This is a genomic window from Pseudomonas sp. PSE14 (assembly GCF_029203285.1).
Taxonomy (GTDB): Bacteria; Pseudomonadota; Gammaproteobacteria; order Pseudomonadales; family Pseudomonadaceae; genus Pseudomonas.
The window spans coordinates 158432-174474 of record NZ_CP115669.1; the positions used below are offsets into that span (position 1 = coordinate 158432).

Annotated in this window: 12 protein-coding genes; 7 read left to right on the top strand and 5 right to left on the bottom strand. The window is 66.3% G+C overall.

From position 1 onward, the window contains the following. Positions 1–1011: 1011 nt before the first annotated feature. Positions 1012–1920 carry a LysR family transcriptional regulator gene (locus O6P39_RS00740; RefSeq protein ID WP_275609587.1) on the bottom strand — a complete coding sequence of 303 codons (909 nt, stop codon included), beginning with the start codon at positions 1918–1920 and terminating at the stop codon, positions 1012–1014. A gap of 334 nt (positions 1921–2254) precedes the next feature. Between O6P39_RS00740 and O6P39_RS00745 the strand changes: the two genes are divergently transcribed. The 3 genes from O6P39_RS00745 to O6P39_RS00755 all read left to right on the top strand — a co-directional run bounded on the left by O6P39_RS00745 (position 2255) and on the right by O6P39_RS00755 (position 6702). Further along, complete coding sequence (locus O6P39_RS00745; protein ID WP_275609588.1) at positions 2255–4651, top strand: TonB-dependent receptor; 2397 nt, start codon at positions 2255–2257, stop codon at positions 4649–4651. A gap of 56 nt (positions 4652–4707) precedes the next feature. After that, entirely contained in the window at positions 4708–5613 is a 906-nt protein-coding gene (locus O6P39_RS00750) for a TauD/TfdA family dioxygenase (protein ID WP_275609589.1), read from the top strand. A 201-nt stretch (positions 5614–5814) separates the two neighbouring features. Further along, the gene (locus tag O6P39_RS00755; RefSeq protein ID WP_275609590.1) at positions 5815–6702 is read left to right on the top strand and encodes a TauD/TfdA family dioxygenase; all 888 of its coding nucleotides are present in this window, start codon (positions 5815–5817) and stop codon (positions 6700–6702) included. A gap of 74 nt (positions 6703–6776) precedes the next feature. Here O6P39_RS00755 and O6P39_RS00760 read toward each other — a convergent pair whose 3' ends face one another. The 4 genes from O6P39_RS00760 to O6P39_RS00775 all read right to left on the bottom strand — a co-directional run bounded on the left by O6P39_RS00760 (position 6777) and on the right by O6P39_RS00775 (position 11536). Beyond that, positions 6777–8135: an 8-oxoguanine deaminase gene (locus O6P39_RS00760; RefSeq protein WP_275609591.1), complete on the bottom strand. Its 1359-nt coding sequence runs from the start codon at positions 8133–8135 to the stop codon at positions 6777–6779. Positions 8136–8285: 150 nt separating this feature from the next. Next, positions 8286–8969 carry an SDR family oxidoreductase gene (locus tag O6P39_RS00765; protein WP_275609592.1) on the bottom strand — a complete coding sequence of 228 codons (684 nt, stop codon included), beginning with the start codon at positions 8967–8969 and terminating at the stop codon, positions 8286–8288. 184 nt (positions 8970–9153) lie between these two features. Beyond that, complete coding sequence (locus O6P39_RS00770) at positions 9154–10461, bottom strand: MFS transporter (RefSeq protein WP_275609593.1); 1308 nt, start codon at positions 10459–10461, stop codon at positions 9154–9156. A gap of 277 nt (positions 10462–10738) precedes the next feature. Beyond that, positions 10739–11536 carry a helix-turn-helix transcriptional regulator gene (locus tag O6P39_RS00775; protein ID WP_275612050.1) on the bottom strand — a complete coding sequence of 266 codons (798 nt, stop codon included), beginning with the start codon at positions 11534–11536 and terminating at the stop codon, positions 10739–10741. A 77-nt stretch (positions 11537–11613) separates the two neighbouring features. Here O6P39_RS00775 and O6P39_RS00780 point away from each other — a divergent pair, with 77 nt between their 5' ends. The 4 genes from O6P39_RS00780 (at position 11614) to O6P39_RS00795 (ending at position 15934) form a co-directional block, all read left to right on the top strand. After that, a complete protein-coding gene (locus O6P39_RS00780; protein ID WP_275609594.1) occupies positions 11614–13230 on the top strand; it encodes a gamma-glutamyltransferase family protein in 1617 nt (538 codons plus the stop codon). Between the two features lie 471 nt (positions 13231–13701). Next, positions 13702–14538: an outer membrane protein OmpK gene (locus O6P39_RS00785; protein ID WP_275609595.1), complete on the top strand. Its 837-nt coding sequence runs from the start codon at positions 13702–13704 to the stop codon at positions 14536–14538. 140 nt (positions 14539–14678) lie between these two features. Then, positions 14679–15347 (top strand): TetR/AcrR family transcriptional regulator, encoded by a 669-nt coding sequence (locus O6P39_RS00790; RefSeq protein ID WP_275609596.1) that lies wholly within the window; start codon positions 14679–14681, stop codon positions 15345–15347. Beyond that, positions 15344–15934, top strand: coding sequence for a YigZ family protein (locus O6P39_RS00795; protein WP_275609597.1), 591 nt, complete (start codon positions 15344–15346; stop codon positions 15932–15934). The genes O6P39_RS00790 and O6P39_RS00795 overlap by 4 nt, the downstream gene beginning before the upstream one ends. The last annotated feature ends 109 nt before the right edge of the window (positions 15935–16043 follow it).

Here is a 16043-nt window from a genome sequence, read left to right on the forward strand (position 1 = left end):
TCCAAGCGTAATCCGCCGTTTTGGAGTTCGGCGTTTCTGCGCCGCTTCGGCGTGTGCTGAGAGATTTTGTTTCGCCCCCTCGGGCGACCCACTTTGGCAAACGACCCAAAGTAGGCAAAGGTCTGTGCCCCATCATCCGGGTCCCGCTTCGCGGGACTCCCCTCGCTCCATCGAAGTTTCAGGGGCACGCGTCGACGGGCCATCCATGGCCCAACGACGCTCTCGCGGCATCCATGCCGCTCAACCCCTGAAACTCCGATTCCACTCGGCCTCCTGAAGGGGCGCTCGGAGTGCGCGGAGGTTTCTCTGGAAGTCCTCAAGAGCAAAAGCAAAGCAGAGCGCCTTGCTCCGCGCTGCTTCTGCTCCTGTAGGAGCGGACCTTCTCCGCGAAGGCTCACCACAGCACCCACGCTGCAGGATGAACACCCGTAGGGCGAATAACGCGCAGCGTTATCCGCCGTGATGGGTATCGCTTCGCTCCACGCCATCCTACGAAGAACAAGCAAGCATGAAGCAGCCAAAGTCCCAGGCGCGCGCAGAGTCCCGTCAGGAGGCCGAGTGGAGGTATTGCGCAGAGGGGCGAGCGGCATGGATGCCGCGAGAGGCGTAAAGGGCCAGGGACGGCCCTTGTACGCCGACCCTCGGAGCAATACCGGAAGGAGGGAAACGGAGCGAAGCGAAGTAACAGCCGAAGGCTGACCCGAAGGGTGAGCGAAGCGAATCACCCCCGGCGAAGCCGGGGCCGGATGTCGGGACGGGCCTTTTTGGTTCCTTTTGGGGCCCCAAAAGGGACTCGCCCGAGGGGGCGAAACAAGATATTTCAGCACACGCCGAAGCGGCGCTGGAACACCCATACCCCACAACGGCGGATAACGCCTTCGGCGTTATCCGCCCTACGAAAAGCAAGAGCATCGCGGACGGAGTCCGCTCCTACAGGTCTCGCGGTATCGACTGGTTTTTCCTGCATTGGGACGACATGCCCCGCTTGGTCACCGACGGCCTCCAGCGGCGTCACGCCGCCTCCCCATCCAACTCCACCAGCAACTCGATCATCGCCCGCGCCGCCGCCGAGAGGCGGTCGCCGGTGCGGGTGACGATGCCGCAGCGGGCCTGGAGGATGTCGACGTTGGCCGGCAGGTTGCGGAAGTACAGGCGCACCAGCTCGCCACGGGCCATGGGCTCGCTCACCACTTCCTCGACGGCGATGCCGATGGCCTCGGTCTGGCTGACGATGCGCACCAGCGAGGCCATGTCCTCGCACTGGATGTTGGCGGTGACGTCGATCTTGCCGCTGAGGTTGGCCAGCATCTTGCGCGCGCTGGGCGGGATCAGGGTGGCGGCCAGCGGGTAGGCGAACATGTCGTTGGTGGACAGGCTCTCCTTGGCCAGCAGCGGGTGCCCCTGGCGGCAGAAGAACAGGCCGTTGCGCGGCCTGAGCGGGCGGGTCTGGAAGTTGGGGTCGGCTTCGAAGTGGCGGATGTCGGCGACGAAGAATTCGATCTCCTCGCGGCTCAGGTTGCGCGCCAGGCGCTCCCAGTTGTCCACCCCGAACTGGATGTGCAGGCGCGGGTAGCGCCGGACGAACTGCGCCACGGCATCGGACACCAGTTTCTGCGCCGGCGCCGGGCCGCAGCCGAAGCGCAACTCGCCCGAATCCAGCTTGTTCAGCTGGGCGATGGCATGGCTCAGGTTGCTCGCGCCCTGCACCAGGCTCAACGCGTGCTGCAGCACCACCTGGCCCTCGGGGGTGGGGCGCAGGTCCTTGCTGGCGCGGTCCACCAGGCGGCAGCCCAGTTCCTGTTCCAGGCCCTGGATGCTGCGGCTGAAGGCCGGCTGGGTGATGCCCATGGCGTCAGCGGCACGGACGAAACTCCGATGTTCGTTGAGGGCGATGAAGTACCGCAGTTGGCGCAGATCCATGATGCATTTCCGGCATTGAAAATAGTGGGCAAAGGCATTTGCCGCAGGGGATGCGCTGGTTTTAAATGCAAGCTCTTATTCCGTCAATGAAGAATAAAACTTAAATCTATTCTTTTAAGAAATAAGAATATGCATGAGACCAGGAGCCGCCCGATGTATGCCTTGAGCCGCCCGCCTTGCCGAATGTGCCGTTGCTGCGGCCGTCCGCGCTGCCGCTGACCGCCCCGCCGCCCTGACGCGGCGTCATCCCGAATCACTGAGCTGCCGTTCGCCGCGCTGACGCGGTGCGGCCCCCTTTTGCCCGCGCATTTCGCGGTCGCCCAAGGAATCACCCATGAGTTCGAGACAGCATTTCCCCTCCATCGCCCCGCGCCGGCTGCGTGCGCCGGACTACGCCATCATCCTGCTGCTGGCCCTCGGCGGCGCGCTGCCGGTCCTTGCCGAGGAGCAGGACGAGGACACGACCACCGCCACCACCACCGCGACGCCTGCCGCCACCGCCACCAAGGCCGAGCCCGCCAAGGCCGATGCCACCCTGGGCAAGGTCACCGTCACCGCCCGCCGCCGCGAGGAGGACTCGCAGAAGGTGCCGACGCCGATCACCGTGCTCGGCGGCGAGACCCTGGAAAGCCAGCGCATCTACAAGGTGCAGGACCTGCAGCAGGTGCTGCCGAGCGTCAACGTCGCCTTCATCCATGCGCGCCAGTCGAGCATCGCGGTGCGCGGCATCGGCAACAACCCGGCCAGCGATGGCCTGGAAGGCAGCGCCGGGGTCTATCTGGACAACGTCTACCTGGGCCGCCCCGGCATGGCGGTATTCGACCTGCTGGACATCGAGCAGCTGGAACTGCTGCGCGGCCCGCAGGGCACGCTGTTCGGCAAGAACACCACCGCCGGCGTGCTGAACATCAGCACCCGCGCGCCGACCTTCACCCCCGAGCGCAGCGTCGAGGTGTCCGGCGGCCAGGACGGCTACTTCCAGGGCAAGGGCACGGTATCCGGTGCGCTGACCGAGACCCTGGCCGGGCGCGTGTCGGCCTACCGCACCCGCGACGACGGCTACATCAAGAACGTCTACGACGACAACGACCTCAACGGCGGCGCGCGCCAGGGCATCCGTGGGCAGCTGCTGTTCAAGCCCAACGACGATTTCGACCTGCGCTGGATCAACGACTACAACGAGGAGGATTCCAGCAACGGCAGCATGGTGGTGTACGGCGCCGCCGACCGCTTCTGGCAGCGCGCCGCCGCCGTGGGCGCCTCGCCGATCCGCGACCCGGACCGGCACAAGGTCAACATCAACGGCCGGCAGAACGTCAGCGTGCATCAGGGCGGCAGCTCGGTGGAGGCCAACTGGAACCTCGATGGCGGCTTCAAGCTGACCTCCATCAGCGCCTACCGCTACTGGCACTTCACCCCGGCCAACGACGAGCAGCTCAACGTCTCGGCGATCAACAACACCGGTGTGGAAGTCCACGACCGCCAGTTCTCCCAGGAAATCCGCCTGGCTTCGCCCACCGGGGGCGCCTTCGACTACGTGCTCGGCGCCTACGCGTTCAACCAGAACCTGGGCAACAAGACCTTCACCGATTACGGCCCCCTGGCCGACCAGTACCTGCTGGGCACCAACCTCAACGCGCTGAACAACACCTACACCAAGGCCAACGGCAAGATCGAGACCGACAGCTTCGCGCTGTTCTCCCAGGGCACCTGGCACCTCACCGACAAGCTGGATTTCACCGCCGGCCTGCGCGGCACCTATGAGGAAAAGGCCGCCAAGGTCGAACGTTTCGCCCCGGTAGGTGGCGCGCCGGTGACGGGCGCGGGCGCGGTGGTGCGGCGCAACCAGCTGGGCGCCTACGATTCGGGCGACCTCAGCCTGTACAGCTTCGCCCCCTCGGCGCTGCTGAGCCTGAGCTACCAGTTCAGCGATGACCTGCTGGGCTACGCCTCGCTGTCCCATGGCGAGAAGTCCGGCGGTGTGAACCTGGCCGTGGCCAGTGCGCCGACCGCCGGGGCGGACTCCCTGCTGGTCGGCCCGGAGCGCGCCAACGATGCCGAACTGGGGATCAAGTCGACCCTGTTCGACAACCGCCTGCAGCTCAACACCAACATCTTCTGGACCGGCATCCACGGCTACCAGGCGACCACCCTGTACCAGCCGCCGGGCTCGACCCAGCTGGTCTCGGTGCTCTCCAACGCCGGCAGCGTGCGCTCGCGCGGCCTGGAGTTCGAAGCTACGGCATTGCCCGTGCGCGGCCTGACGCTGAACTTCAACGGCTCCTACAACGACGTCACCTACCTGTCGTTCAAGGACGCCCCGTGCCCGGCGGAGGTGTCCACCAAACCCGGCGCGCCGGCCACCTGCGACCTCACCGGCGAGGACGTGGTGGGCGCCTCGAAGTGGATCGCCAACCTCAACGGCGAATACACCTGGAACCTCGACGACGGCGTCCGCCCCTACGTGACCGGCAGCTACGCCTACCGCTCCGAGGCTGAGGGCACGCTGGACAACTCCGACCTCTCGAAGATCGACGGCTACGGGCTGGTGAACCTTTCCGCCGGCCTGCGCAAGGACATCGGTGACGGCCAGCTGGACGCCTCGATCTGGCTGAAGAACGCCTTCGACAAGGACTACTACCTGGCCGCCTTCGCCAGCATCAACGGCTCCTACACCGCCTCGGTGGGGCAGCCGCGCACGCTGGGCGCCTCGGTCCGTTACGACTTCTGATCCCATTCCCGCGCCGGCAGCGGCGCGGTCCATTGCCACAGTAAGAGGACTTCGACATGAGCAACGCAGCACAAGTCATTCCGCAACCGGGCATCGAACTCGACATCCATCCGGTGGCCGGCCGCATCGGCGCCGAAATCCGTGGCGTGACCCTTTCCGGCACGCTCGACGCCGCCACCGTCGAGGCGATCCAGGCCGCCCTGGTGAAGCACAAGGTGATCTTCTTCCGAGGCCAGGGCCAGCTCGACGACGCGGGCCAGGAAGCCTTCGCCCAACTGCTCGGCGAGCCGGTGGCGCACCCCACGGTGCCGGTGGAGGAGGGCACCCGTTACCTGCTGGAGCTGGACGGCGCCCAGGGCCGCCGTGCCAACTCCTGGCACACCGACGTGACCTTCGTCGAGGCCTATCCCAAGGCTTCGATCCTGCGAAACGTGGAGGCGCCCGCGGCCGGCGGCGACACCGTGTGGGCCAACACGGCGACCGCCTACGACGACCTGACGCCGGAACTGAAGGCGCTGGCCGATTCGCTCTGGGCGGTGCACAGCAACGAGTACGACTATGCCGGCATCCGCCCGAACGCCGATCCGGCGCGCCTGGAGGAATACCGCAAGGTGTTCACCTCGACCCTCTACGAAACCGAGCACCCGGTGGTGCGCGTGCACCCGGTCAGCGGCGAGCGGACGCTGCTGCTGGGGCACTTCGTCAAACGCCTCAAGGGACTCTCGCAGCACGACTCGGCGCACCTCTTCGCGGTGCTGCAGAGCCACGTCACCCGCCTGGAGAACACCGTGCGCTGGCGCTGGCAGCCGGGCGACGTGGCGATCTGGGACAACCGCGCGACCCAGCACTATGCCGTGGACGATTACGGCACCCAACCGCGCATCGTGCGCCGCGTGACCCTGGCCGGCGAAGTGCCGGTGGGCGTCGACGGGCAGCGCAGCCGGACGGTCAGGAAGGTCTGAAGTCCTCTGCTATCGCGCCCTCTCCCCAGCCCTCTCCCTGAAGGGAGAGGGAGTGTCCGATTGAAGCGCACTTCCCGTGCAGACCTGCCACCTCGGTTGCAGCGTTGCACCTTGGTTTCGCCTGGCACCGATCCAGTCCCCTCTCCCTTCAGGGAGAGGGTTAGGGAGAGGGCCAACCATGCTTGAACGGAGCACCGACGCATGACCCAACCCGCCCTCAAACAATCCACCCCCGAACCCTTCGCCATCGTCCCCCTCGACGCGCCGCTGGGCGCCGAGGTACGTGGCCTGGACGCCCGCGAGCCGCTGACCCCGGAGCAGATCCTGGCGATCAAGCAGGCCCACCGCGACTACCACATTCTGATTTTCAAGAACCAGCAACTCGACGACGAGCAGTACCTGCGCTTCGCCACCCTGTTCGGCGCGGTGTTCCAGCCGCCGACGGACGTGCCGGTGCTCTCCTCCGGCGCCGACGGCAAGGCGCCGGATATCGTCAAGGTGGCCAATACCGGCGACGGCGAGCTGGGCAATTTCGCCCTGCCGGCCCACGTCGATCACCAGTGGACGCCGGTGCCGTCTTCCGGCTCTTTCCTCTACGCGCTGGAGGTGCCGAAGACCGGCGGCGAAACCCTGTTCACCAACCTGGAGCGCGCCTATCAAACGCTGGACGAGGCGACCCGCGCCGAGATCGATCCGCTCAAGCTGATCAACTACAACCCCTTCATCCGTCTCAAGAGCGGCGGTTACAACGGCGGCTTCGTGCGCTACCGCACGCCGGACATCGAGCCGATCCAGGGCACCGAGCACCCGCTGGTGCGCACCCATCCGGAGAGCGGTAAGCGTGTGCTGTTCCTCTCGGTGCACACCGAGGTGGAAATCCCCGGCCATGATCCGCAGCAGGGCGCGGCGCTGATCGAGCGGCTGCGCGAACACCTGCAGCGGCCGGAGCTGAGCTACACGCACCGGTGGGAAGTGGGCGATATCGTCTGGTGGGACAACCAGGCCACGCTGCATGCGCGCAACGCGTTCCCGGCCAGCGAGCGGCGGCGCCTCAAACGCATCAGCCTGAGTGGTAGCCGTCCGTTTTGAGTGAGCAATGAGGCGCGGGGGAATGGCCGGCGACCTATCCGCCAGCCGTTCCGCCGCGCCTCACCAATTACGGCTTACAGGGTGCCGAGCAGCTTGCGCGCGGCCTGTGTGTGGTCGGCGATCAGGCGCTTGAGGTCGAGGCCTTCGACTTCGCCGTCGATGACCCGCCAGGTGCCGCCGATCATGATCCGGTCGGCCTTGTCGGCGCCGCACAGCAGCAGCGCGGAGAGCGGGTCGTGGCTGCCGGAGAAGCGCAGCTCGTCGAGCTTGAACAGCGCCAGGTCCGCCTGCTTGCCCACGGCCAGTTCGCCGATGTCGCTGCGGCCGATGAGCTTGGCCGAACCCTTGGTGGCCCAGCCCAGCGCGCGTTCCGGGGTGATCTTCTCGGCGCCGTAGCGCAGGCGCTGGATGTACAGGGCCTGGCGGGCTTCGAGGATCATGTTGGAGGCGTCGTTGGAGGCCGAGCCGTCCACGCCGATACCCACCGGCGCGCCGGCTTCTTCCAGGGCCACGGTCGGGCAGATGCCCGAGGCCAGGCGCATGTTCGAGCTGGGGCAATGGCAGACGCCGGTGCCGGCTTCGCCCAGGCGGCGGATTTCCTCGTCATTGAAGTGGATACCGTGGGCCAGCCAGGTGCGCGGGCCGAGCCAGCCGACACTGTCCAGGTAGTCCACGGTGCGCTGGCCGAAGCGCTGCAGGCAGAAGTCTTCCTCGTCGAGGGTTTCGGCGAGGTGGGTGTGCAGGCGCACGTCTTCGCGCTCAGCCAGTTCGGCACTGGCGCGCATGATTTCCGGGGTCACCGAGAAGGGCGAGCAGGGCGCCAGGGCGATCTGCACCTGGGCGCCGTCGCCGCGCTGGTGGTACTCGCGGATCAGGCGCTGGCTGTCGTCGAGGATGGCTTCGGCGCTCTGCACGGTCTGCTGCGGCGGCAGGCCGCCGTCGGCTTCGCCCAGGCTCATGGAGCCACGGGTGAGCATGGCGCGCATGCCCAGTTCCTGAACCACGCCGGCCTGCACGTCGATGGCTTGCTCCAGGCCATCGGGGAACAGGTAGTGGTGGTCGGCGGCGGTGGTGCAGCCCGAGAGCAGCAGCTCGGCCAGGGCCACCTTGGTGGCCACGCCCAACTGGTCAGGGGTCAGGCGCGCCCATACCGGGTAGAGGGTCTTCAGCCAGGGGAACAGCGGCTGGTTCACCACCGGCGCCCAGGCGCGGGTGAGGGTCTGGTAGAAGTGGTGGTGGGTGTTGATCAGGCCGGGCGTCAGCACGTGCTGGCTGGCGTCGAAGGTCTGCTCGCAGGGAGCCTTGGGCTGCTGGCCGGCGGCGACCAGTTCGACGATGCGGCCGTCCTGCACGACGATGCCGCCGCGGGCGTCCTGATCGTTGGCAGTGAAGACGGCGAGCGGATTGCGCAGCCAGAGACGGGTAGAAGGCATGAGTGATTCCTCGTTGGGCGGAGCCGCCGTGTGAGGCGAGCCGGCTCCATTGATGAGAGAGCCAGCTCAGTGTTCACCCTGTCTGCTGATCCAGGTTCGTTGACCCGGAGGTCAGACGTGGGCGCATGGTAACGCCGCCGGGACGCTTCGTCACCAGTCGATCGTCGTTCCCTGGTAGTCCAGGTATAACTGGCCGCCACGGCCGGCGTGGGTTTCGACCTGATCGGCGAGGCCTTTCACGCTGGTCGGAACATCCAGCGGCGCGGCTTCGCCGCCCATGTCGGTGCGCACCCAGCCGGGGTGCAGGTTGAGCACTGTGATGCCGGTTTCCCCCAGTTCGGCGACGAAGCTGCGGGTCAGCGAGTTGAGCGCCGCCTTGCTCGCCCGGTACAGCGCCATGCCGCCGGATTCGTTACCGGCGACGCTGCCCAGCTCCGAGGTCATGAAGGCCAGCACGCCGCGTTCGCTGTTCAGGCGCGGCAGCAGGCGCTCGGCCAGGCGCAGCGGCGCCACGGCGTTGACCATGAACAGCTGGCCGACGTCGGCAGGGCTGGCGTCGATGGCCGACTGGTGCGCCGGGCCGTAGATGCCGGCGTTGATGAAGACGAGGTCGAAGTGCGCGCCGGCCAGGACTTCAGCGAGGCGGTCCTGGGAGTGCACGTCGTCCAGCAGCAGGGCTTCGACGCGCACCGGCAGATTGGCCAGCTCGCCGGGGTGGACGACGTCGCGCACGGTGGCGGTGACGTCCCAGCCACGGTCCAGCAGTTCACGCACCAGGCCCAGGCCGAGGCCACGCGAGGCGCCGATGATCAGGGCGGATTTCGGGAGGGTCATGGCGGGGCTCCGGTGGGGAAGGGATAGGGAAGGATAACCCACCGGCGGGTCCTGCTCTTGTAGGAGCGAGCAAGCTCGCTCCTACGAAGATCGAAAAGCAGAAATGACAAGGCCCGGCATGAGCCGGGCCTTGTGGATAAAAAGCCCCGGAGAGTGTGCGCCGGGGCCAGGGCAAGTCGCCCAATCAGTCGGTGGTGATCTTCGAGTGCTTCTGGGTGTCCTTCATGGTCGCGTAGACCAGCAGCGAGCAGGCGATGCACGCGGTGACGTACCAGTAGAAGCCGCTCTCCATGCCGATGCTCTTGAACCACAGCGCCACGTACTCGGCGGTGCCGCCGAAGATCGACACGGTCAGCGCGTAGGGCAGGCCCACGCCCAGGGCGCGGATCTCGGTGGGGAACAGCTCGGCTTTGACCACGGCGTTGATCGAGGTGTAGCCGCTGACGATGACCAGCGCGGCCATGATCAGGAAGAACGCGCCCCACCAGGTGGTGACGGTGTGCAGGGTGCTGAGGATCGGGTAGGTGAACACGGTGCCCAGCACGCCGAAGGCGATCAGGATCGGGCGGCGGCCGATCTTGTCCGACAGCGCGCCGACGATGGGCTGCAGCAGCATGAACAGGAACAGGGTGGCCGCCGAGATCATGGTCGAGTCGGTCTTGCTCATGCCCACGGTGTTCACCAGGTACTTCTGCATGTAGGTGGTGTAGGTGTAGAAGGCCAGGGTGCCGCCCATGGTCAGGCCGACCACGGTGAGCACTTCCTTGGGATGGCGCAGCAGGGCGCGGATCAGGCTTTCCTTGGGCTCTTCCTTCTTCTTGGTGAAGGACTCGGTCTCTTCCATGCCGCGACGCAGGAACATGGCCACGACCGCGCACAGCGCGCCGATGAAGAACGGCACACGCCAGCCCCAGCTTTCCAGCTGCTCGGTGGTCAGGGTCTGCTGCAGCACGATCAGCACTGCCAGGGCGATGAGCTGGCCGGAGATCAGCGTCACGTACTGGAAGCTGGAGAAGAACCCGCGCTGTTCCTTGTTGGCCATCTCGCTCAGGTAGGTTGCGGACGTGCCGTACTCGCCGCCGACCGACAGGCCCTGCAGCAGGCGCGCGAGCACCAGCAGGATCGGGGCGCCGACGCCGATGGTTTCATAGCTGGGGGTCAGGGCGATGATCAGCGAGCCGAAGCACATCAGCAGGACCGAGGCCAGCAAAGCGGCCTTGCGGCCCTTGCGGTCGGCGTAGATGCCCATCAGCCAGCCGCCGATCGGGCGCATCAGGAAGCCCACGGCGAAGATCGCGGCAGTGTTCAGCAGTTGGGCGGTCATGTCGCCCTGGGGGAAGAATGCCTTGGCGAAGTACAGCGAGAAGGCGGCGTAGACATACCAGTCGTACCACTCGACCAGGTTGCCCACCGAGCCACTGAAGATCGACTTGATGCGCTGGGAAGTCGTACGAGGTGCGGCAGAAGCGGAGACGGCGCTTGCGCTATCCATGGGTATTCCTCTTGTCGTTGTTGTCGTCAGGCGTGCGGACTACGGAACGGCACGCCGGCGCGCCGCGAGGGCGGCGCAGTGAGCAGGGCGATAGCAGGCAGCGTGCCAAGGCGCGAAAGCCGCGTGGCAGAAGGGTTCCGGCGTTTCGAGAGGGTGTTCGGGCAGGCGAAGGAATGCCGATGGGTGAGGGTGGTGAGCGGAAATCCGCCGATGCGAGGAGCCGTACGATGGTGTGGAGCGAAGCGATACCCATCCTACGAAAACGCTGCTGGATACCCTACCGCTGCCGGAACAGATCCCCCGGCGTAAACCCGAACAACCCCTTGAACGAGGCGATGTACGCCGAGGTGGAGTCATACCCGCAATCCAGCGCCGCGGCGGTGACGCTGTCGCCGGCCTCCAGCGAACCGAGCGAGGCGAGCAGGCGCTGGCGCTGGCGCCAGAGGCGGAAGGTCATCCCGGTCTCGCGCTGGAACAGCCGCGACAGGGTCTTCTCCGAGGTGCCGATGCGCTGCGCCCAGTCGCCCAGGGTCTGGTTGTCGGTCGGATGGTCGATCAGCGCCTGGCACAGCTGCAGCAGGCGGGCTTCCTGCGGCATCGGCAGGGAGAAGGCGACTTCCGGCAGGGTGCGCAGCTGGTCCAGCAGCACCTCCACCAGCCGCGATTCGGGGCTGTCGCCCTGGGGATAATCCACCGGCAGCTCGCAGAAGCTCTTGATCAGCTCGCGGGCCAGCGGTGTCACCTCCAGCACCCGGCAGCGGTCCGGCGCCCATTCGCAGGCATCGTCGCGGATGTACAGGCTGCGCATCTCGGCCTGGGTCGAGGTCACCACCTCATGGTCGAGATAGGCCGGAATCCAGATCGCCCGCTGCGGCGGCGCGAAGAAGCTGCCCTCGGCGGTATGCACGCCGAGCACTCCGCTGATGGCGTAGGACAGCTGCACCCAGGCGTGATGGTGCTTGCTGGTCCAGGAACCGGCGCGCAGGCGCTCGGCGCGGGCGTAGACCGGCCGGGGCAGGCGTTCGAGCACCGGGATCAGGCGTTGCAGTTCGGGAGCTTGTCCTTTCATCGGTATATCTTGGGTGTATGTCGCTAGCTGACGAAGTCTGGCAGGGCTACCCTGCCGTCTCAAGCCGTATCCGGAGGTCGTCGATGCTCAGCTTTTCCGCCCAGGAGTACCCCTATCCCTCGCAGCGCTCGCTGGTCTTCGGCCGTCGCGGGATGGTCGCCACCTCGCAGCCGCTGGCGGCGCAGGTCGGGCTGGACATGCTCAGGCGCGGCGGCAACGCCATCGACGCGGCCATCGCCACGGCGGCGGCGCTGACGGTGGTCGAGCCCACCGGCTGCGGCCTCGGCGGCGACGCCTTTGCCCTGGTCTGGGTGAAGGACCGCCTCTACGGCCTGGATGCCAGCGGCCACGCGCCGCAGAAGCTGAGCATCGAGGCGGTGCAGGCCGCCGGCCATTCGAAGATGCCGCTGTACGGCTGGACCCCGGTGACCGTGCCGGGCTGCCCGGCGGCCTGGGCCGAGCTGTCGCGGCGTTTTGGCCGCCTGCCGTTCGCCGAGCTGCTGGCGCCGGCCATCGAACTGGCGCGCGACGGTTTCCCGGTTTCGCCGGTGATCGCCGGCCTCTGGCAGAGTGGCCTGGACAAGTTCCGCACGGCGCGACCGCAACATCCCGAGTTGCAGACCTGGTTCGACGAATTCCTCCTCGACGGCCGTGCCCCCTTCGCCGGCGAACTCTTCGCCAATCCGGCCCAGGCCGACACCTTGCAGGCCCTTGCCGAAAGCCAGTGCGAAAGCTTCTACCGTGGCGAGCTGGCGCGCAGCATCGCCGCTCACGCCGAGCGCAGCGGCGGCTACCTGCGCGCCGATGACCTGGCCGGCTACCGGCCGCAGTGGGTCGAACCGATCTCGCTGAACTACCGCGGCTACGACGTCTGGGAAATCCCGCCCGCCGGCCAGGGCCTGGTGGCGCTGATGGCGCTGAACATCCTCAAGGGCTTCGACTTCGGCGACCGCGACAGCCCGGAAACCTGGCACCGCCAGGTGGAGGCGATGAAGCTCGCCTACGCCGATGGCCGCGCCTACATCGGCCAGCCGGACTGCATGCGCGTCAGCGTGGCCGATCTGCTCAGCGACGACTACGCCGCCAGCCGCCGTGAACTGATTGGCGCGCGGGCGCTGGAGCCGCATCCGGGCAAGCCGAAATCCGGCGGCACCGTGTACCTGGCCTGCGCCGACGGCGAGGGCAACATGGTCTCCTTCATCCAGAGCAACTACCACGGCTTCGGCTCCGGCGTGGTGGTACCCGGCACCGGCATTGCCCTGCAGAACCGGGGCGCCGAGTTCAGCCTCGATGCGCAGCACGTCAACGCCCTGCGCCCCGGCAAGAAGACCTTCCACACCATCATTCCCGGCTTCCTCAGCAAGGACGGCGTACCGCTCGGCCCGTTCGGCGTGATGGGCGCCTACATGCAGCCGCAAGGGCACGTGCAGATAGTGATGAACCTGGTGGACTTCGGCCTCAACCCCCAGGCCGCACTCGACGCGCCGCGCTGGCAGTGGCTGGGGGACAAGCGCGTGGGCATCGAATACCACGCGCCGCGCAGCCTGGCGGCGGTGCTGACGCGGCGTGGCCACCATGTGGAAGTGGCCCATGACCTGACCACCTATGGGCGCGGCCAGATCGTCCTGCGCGACCCGGTGAGCGGGGTTCTTTGTGGCGGAACCGAGCCGCGCACCGACGCCCATATCGCCGTCTGGTAACACAACCGCCCGGCAGTCCGGCGCAATCTCCAGGTGTGGCGCGTGTCCGCCTCTGGCATCATTCGCGCCCGAAAAAATGCGTGATGTTTCCCTCGGGGCACTGTGTAGATTTCCTACAGAAGAGTTGTATACACAATTTGAATTGATTCGATTCAACACAAATCTGTCATGTATCCAATTTTCTTCCTGGTGATCGCCAAAGTCTGAACCTGAATGGCGCGAGGCTGCCCTGGAATCCGGCAAAGTTGTCTCGTGGGTCAGGAAATTGCCGACCCAGAGCCGGCTGAGAGTGTCCGCCGTCCCTGTGGGGACCACGCAAAAAGCACGGATCGATCATGGATCCGGCATAAAAACGGAACGCTCGGTCAGGTTTGGCGCCAATCTTGCTTTCCCAGGCCAGACCTGACCGACAGGACAGGTTCCGCTGACAACTAAAAACGTAATTCGACTGCACTGATTTAGGAGCAACGCATGACTCGCACTCTCGCATCCCTGCTGTTTGCCAGCGGGCTGCTGGCGGCCGGCCAAGCCATGGCCGGCGGTGAAGACCTGACTCCGGCTCCGGCCTCCAACGACGGCCCGCTGATCTGGCACAACGAAAGCCTGAGCTACCTGTGGGGCAAGAACTACAAGGTCGATCCGCCGATCCAGCAGACCTTCACCCTCGAGAGTGCGAGCGCCTGGACCTGGGGCGATATCTGGTTCTTCGTCGACCAGATCAACTACAACGGCAAGGAAAGCTCGGTAAACGGCAAGAACAGCTACTACGGCGAGTTCAGCCCGCGCCTGTCGTTCGGCAAGCTCACCGGCACCGACCTGTCCTTCGGCCCGGTCAAGGACGTGCTGCTGGCCAGCACCTACGAGTTCGGTGAAGGCGACGTCGAGTCCTACCTGCTCGGCCCGGGCTTCGACCTGGCCCTGCCCGGCTTCGACTACTTCCAGCTGAACTTCTACTACCGCAAGCCCGACGGCAACCGCGTACCGTCCGGCGCCTGGCAGATCACCCCGGCGTGGGCCATCACCATCCCGGTGGGCAACTCCGACATCCTGTTCGACGGCTTCATGGACTGGGTCGTCAACAACAAGGACGCCAGCTCCAGCGAGCGCGGCCAGAGCGACTACCACGCCAACCTGCACTTCAACCCGCAGATCAAGTACGACCTGGGCAAGGCCATGGGCTACGAGGCCAAGCACCTGTACGTGGGTATCGAGTACGACTACTGGTCCGACAAGTACGGCATCAAGGATTCCCAGTACTTCACCACCGACCAGAACACCATGAGCGCACTGGTCAAGTACCACTTCTGACGGCTCGCCGGGCCCCGCCACGCGGCGGGGTCCGTGGTCCCGCATGGCGCATTGCCACTCATTTTCTCCGGCGAGCGCTTGAATCGCCCGCCCCGCCTGGGTTATCCATGCTGCGCCCCCCGTAGACGTGGATTCGCCCCATGACCCTCCAAGTGCCCGCCCATACCGTGCAGAACGGCGACAAGCCCGCCGGCCGCATTCGCCAGAAGAATGAAGAAGCCATCCTCACGGCTGCCGAGGAGGAGTTCGCCCGTCACGGCTTCAAGGGCACCAGCATGAACACCATCGCCCAGCGCGTCGGCCTGCCCAAGGCCAACCTGCACTACTACTTCAGCAACAAGCTGGGGCTGTACGTGGCGGTGCTGAGCAACATCCTCGATCTGTGGGACAGCACCTTCAACCACCTCACCGTGGACGACGACCCGGCCACCGCGCTGGCTGCCTACATCCGCGCCAAGATGGAGTTCTCCCGCCGCTACCCGCAGGCCTCGCGGGTGTTCGCCATGGAAATCATCAGCGGCGGCGAGTGCCTGACCGAGCATTTCAGCCAGGACTACCGCACCTGGTTCGCCGGCCGCGCCGCTGTGTTCCAGGCCTGGATCGCCGCCGGCAAGATGGACCCGGTCGACCCGGTGAATCTGATCTTCCTGATCTGGAGCAGCACCCAGCACTACGCCGATTTCGCCACCCAGATCGCCTTCGTCACCGGCCGCAAGCGCATGTCCAAGCAGGACTTCGGCGAGGCCAGCGACAACCTCATCCGCATCATCCTCAAGGGCTGCGGCCTGACACCGCCGGCGACGGCATGAGTTTCACCCTCGCCGCGCCCGTCCTCTACCAGGAAGAGATTCGCAAGAGCCGCTTCCACTGCGTTGCCGCGCCGATCGCCAGCGAGGCCGAGGCGCTGGCCTTCCTCGCCGCGCACCGCGACGCCAGCGCCGGGCACAACTGCTGGGCCTGGAAGCTGGGCAACCAGTACCGCTTCAGCGATGACGGCGAACCCGGCGGTACGGCCGGACGCCCGATGCTGGTGGCCATCGAGGGGCAGGACATGGACCGTGTGGTGGTCATGGTCAGCCGCTGGTTCGGCGGCATCAAGCTCGGCACCGGCGGCCTGGCCCGCGCCTACGGCGGCTGCGCGGCGAAATGCCTGCAGGACGCGCCGCGTGTGGAGCTGGTGCCCAGCAGCCGGCTGGCCTTCGAGTGCAGCTTCGCCGAGCACGCGCTGTTCAAGGCGCGGTTGCTGGCCCTGGGCGCCGCCATCGAAGACGAGGCCTTTGGCGCCAATGGCGTACAGCTGACGCTGAACCTGCCCACCGTCCAGGTGGACGCCCTGCAGCGACTGCTCAGCGACCTCAGCCGGGGCCGTATCCAGGCGCAATCGCTGGACACCTGAAGCTTCTCCCCAATCGCCGTGGAACCGCCTGTGGATAACCTGTGGTTCGACGCCGCCTGCCCGGATGAATCGTGGTCTTGGGCGAGCTGGTCGATTTTTGATCAAAAGC

Bases quoted from the DNA above. Each gene is read 5' to 3' on its own strand.
- O6P39_RS00750 (WP_275609589.1), top strand. From the start codon at position 4,708: ATGAGCAACGCAGCACAAGTCATTCCGCAACCGGGCATCGAACTCGAC.
- O6P39_RS00780 (WP_275609594.1), top strand. From the start codon at position 11,614: ATGCTCAGCTTTTCCGCCCAGGAGTACCCCTATCCCTCGCAGCGCTCG.
- O6P39_RS00795 (WP_275609597.1), top strand. From the start codon at position 15,344: ATGAGTTTCACCCTCGCCGCGCCCGTCCTCTACCAGGAAGAGATTCGC.
- O6P39_RS00765 (WP_275609592.1), bottom strand. From the start codon at position 8,969: ATGACCCTCCCGAAATCCGCCCTGATCATCGGCGCCTCGCGTGGCCTC.
- O6P39_RS00760 (WP_275609591.1), bottom strand. From the start codon at position 8,135: ATGCCTTCTACCCGTCTCTGGCTGCGCAATCCGCTCGCCGTCTTCACT.
- O6P39_RS00785 (WP_275609595.1), top strand. From the start codon at position 13,702: ATGACTCGCACTCTCGCATCCCTGCTGTTTGCCAGCGGGCTGCTGGCG.
- O6P39_RS00770 (WP_275609593.1), bottom strand. From the start codon at position 10,461: ATGGATAGCGCAAGCGCCGTCTCCGCTTCTGCCGCACCTCGTACGACT.
- O6P39_RS00755 (WP_275609590.1), top strand. From the start codon at position 5,815: ATGACCCAACCCGCCCTCAAACAATCCACCCCCGAACCCTTCGCCATC.
- O6P39_RS00790 (WP_275609596.1), top strand. From the start codon at position 14,679: ATGACCCTCCAAGTGCCCGCCCATACCGTGCAGAACGGCGACAAGCCC.
- O6P39_RS00740 (WP_275609587.1), bottom strand. From the start codon at position 1,920: ATGGATCTGCGCCAACTGCGGTACTTCATCGCCCTCAACGAACATCGG.
- O6P39_RS00745 (WP_275609588.1), top strand. From the start codon at position 2,255: ATGAGTTCGAGACAGCATTTCCCCTCCATCGCCCCGCGCCGGCTGCGT.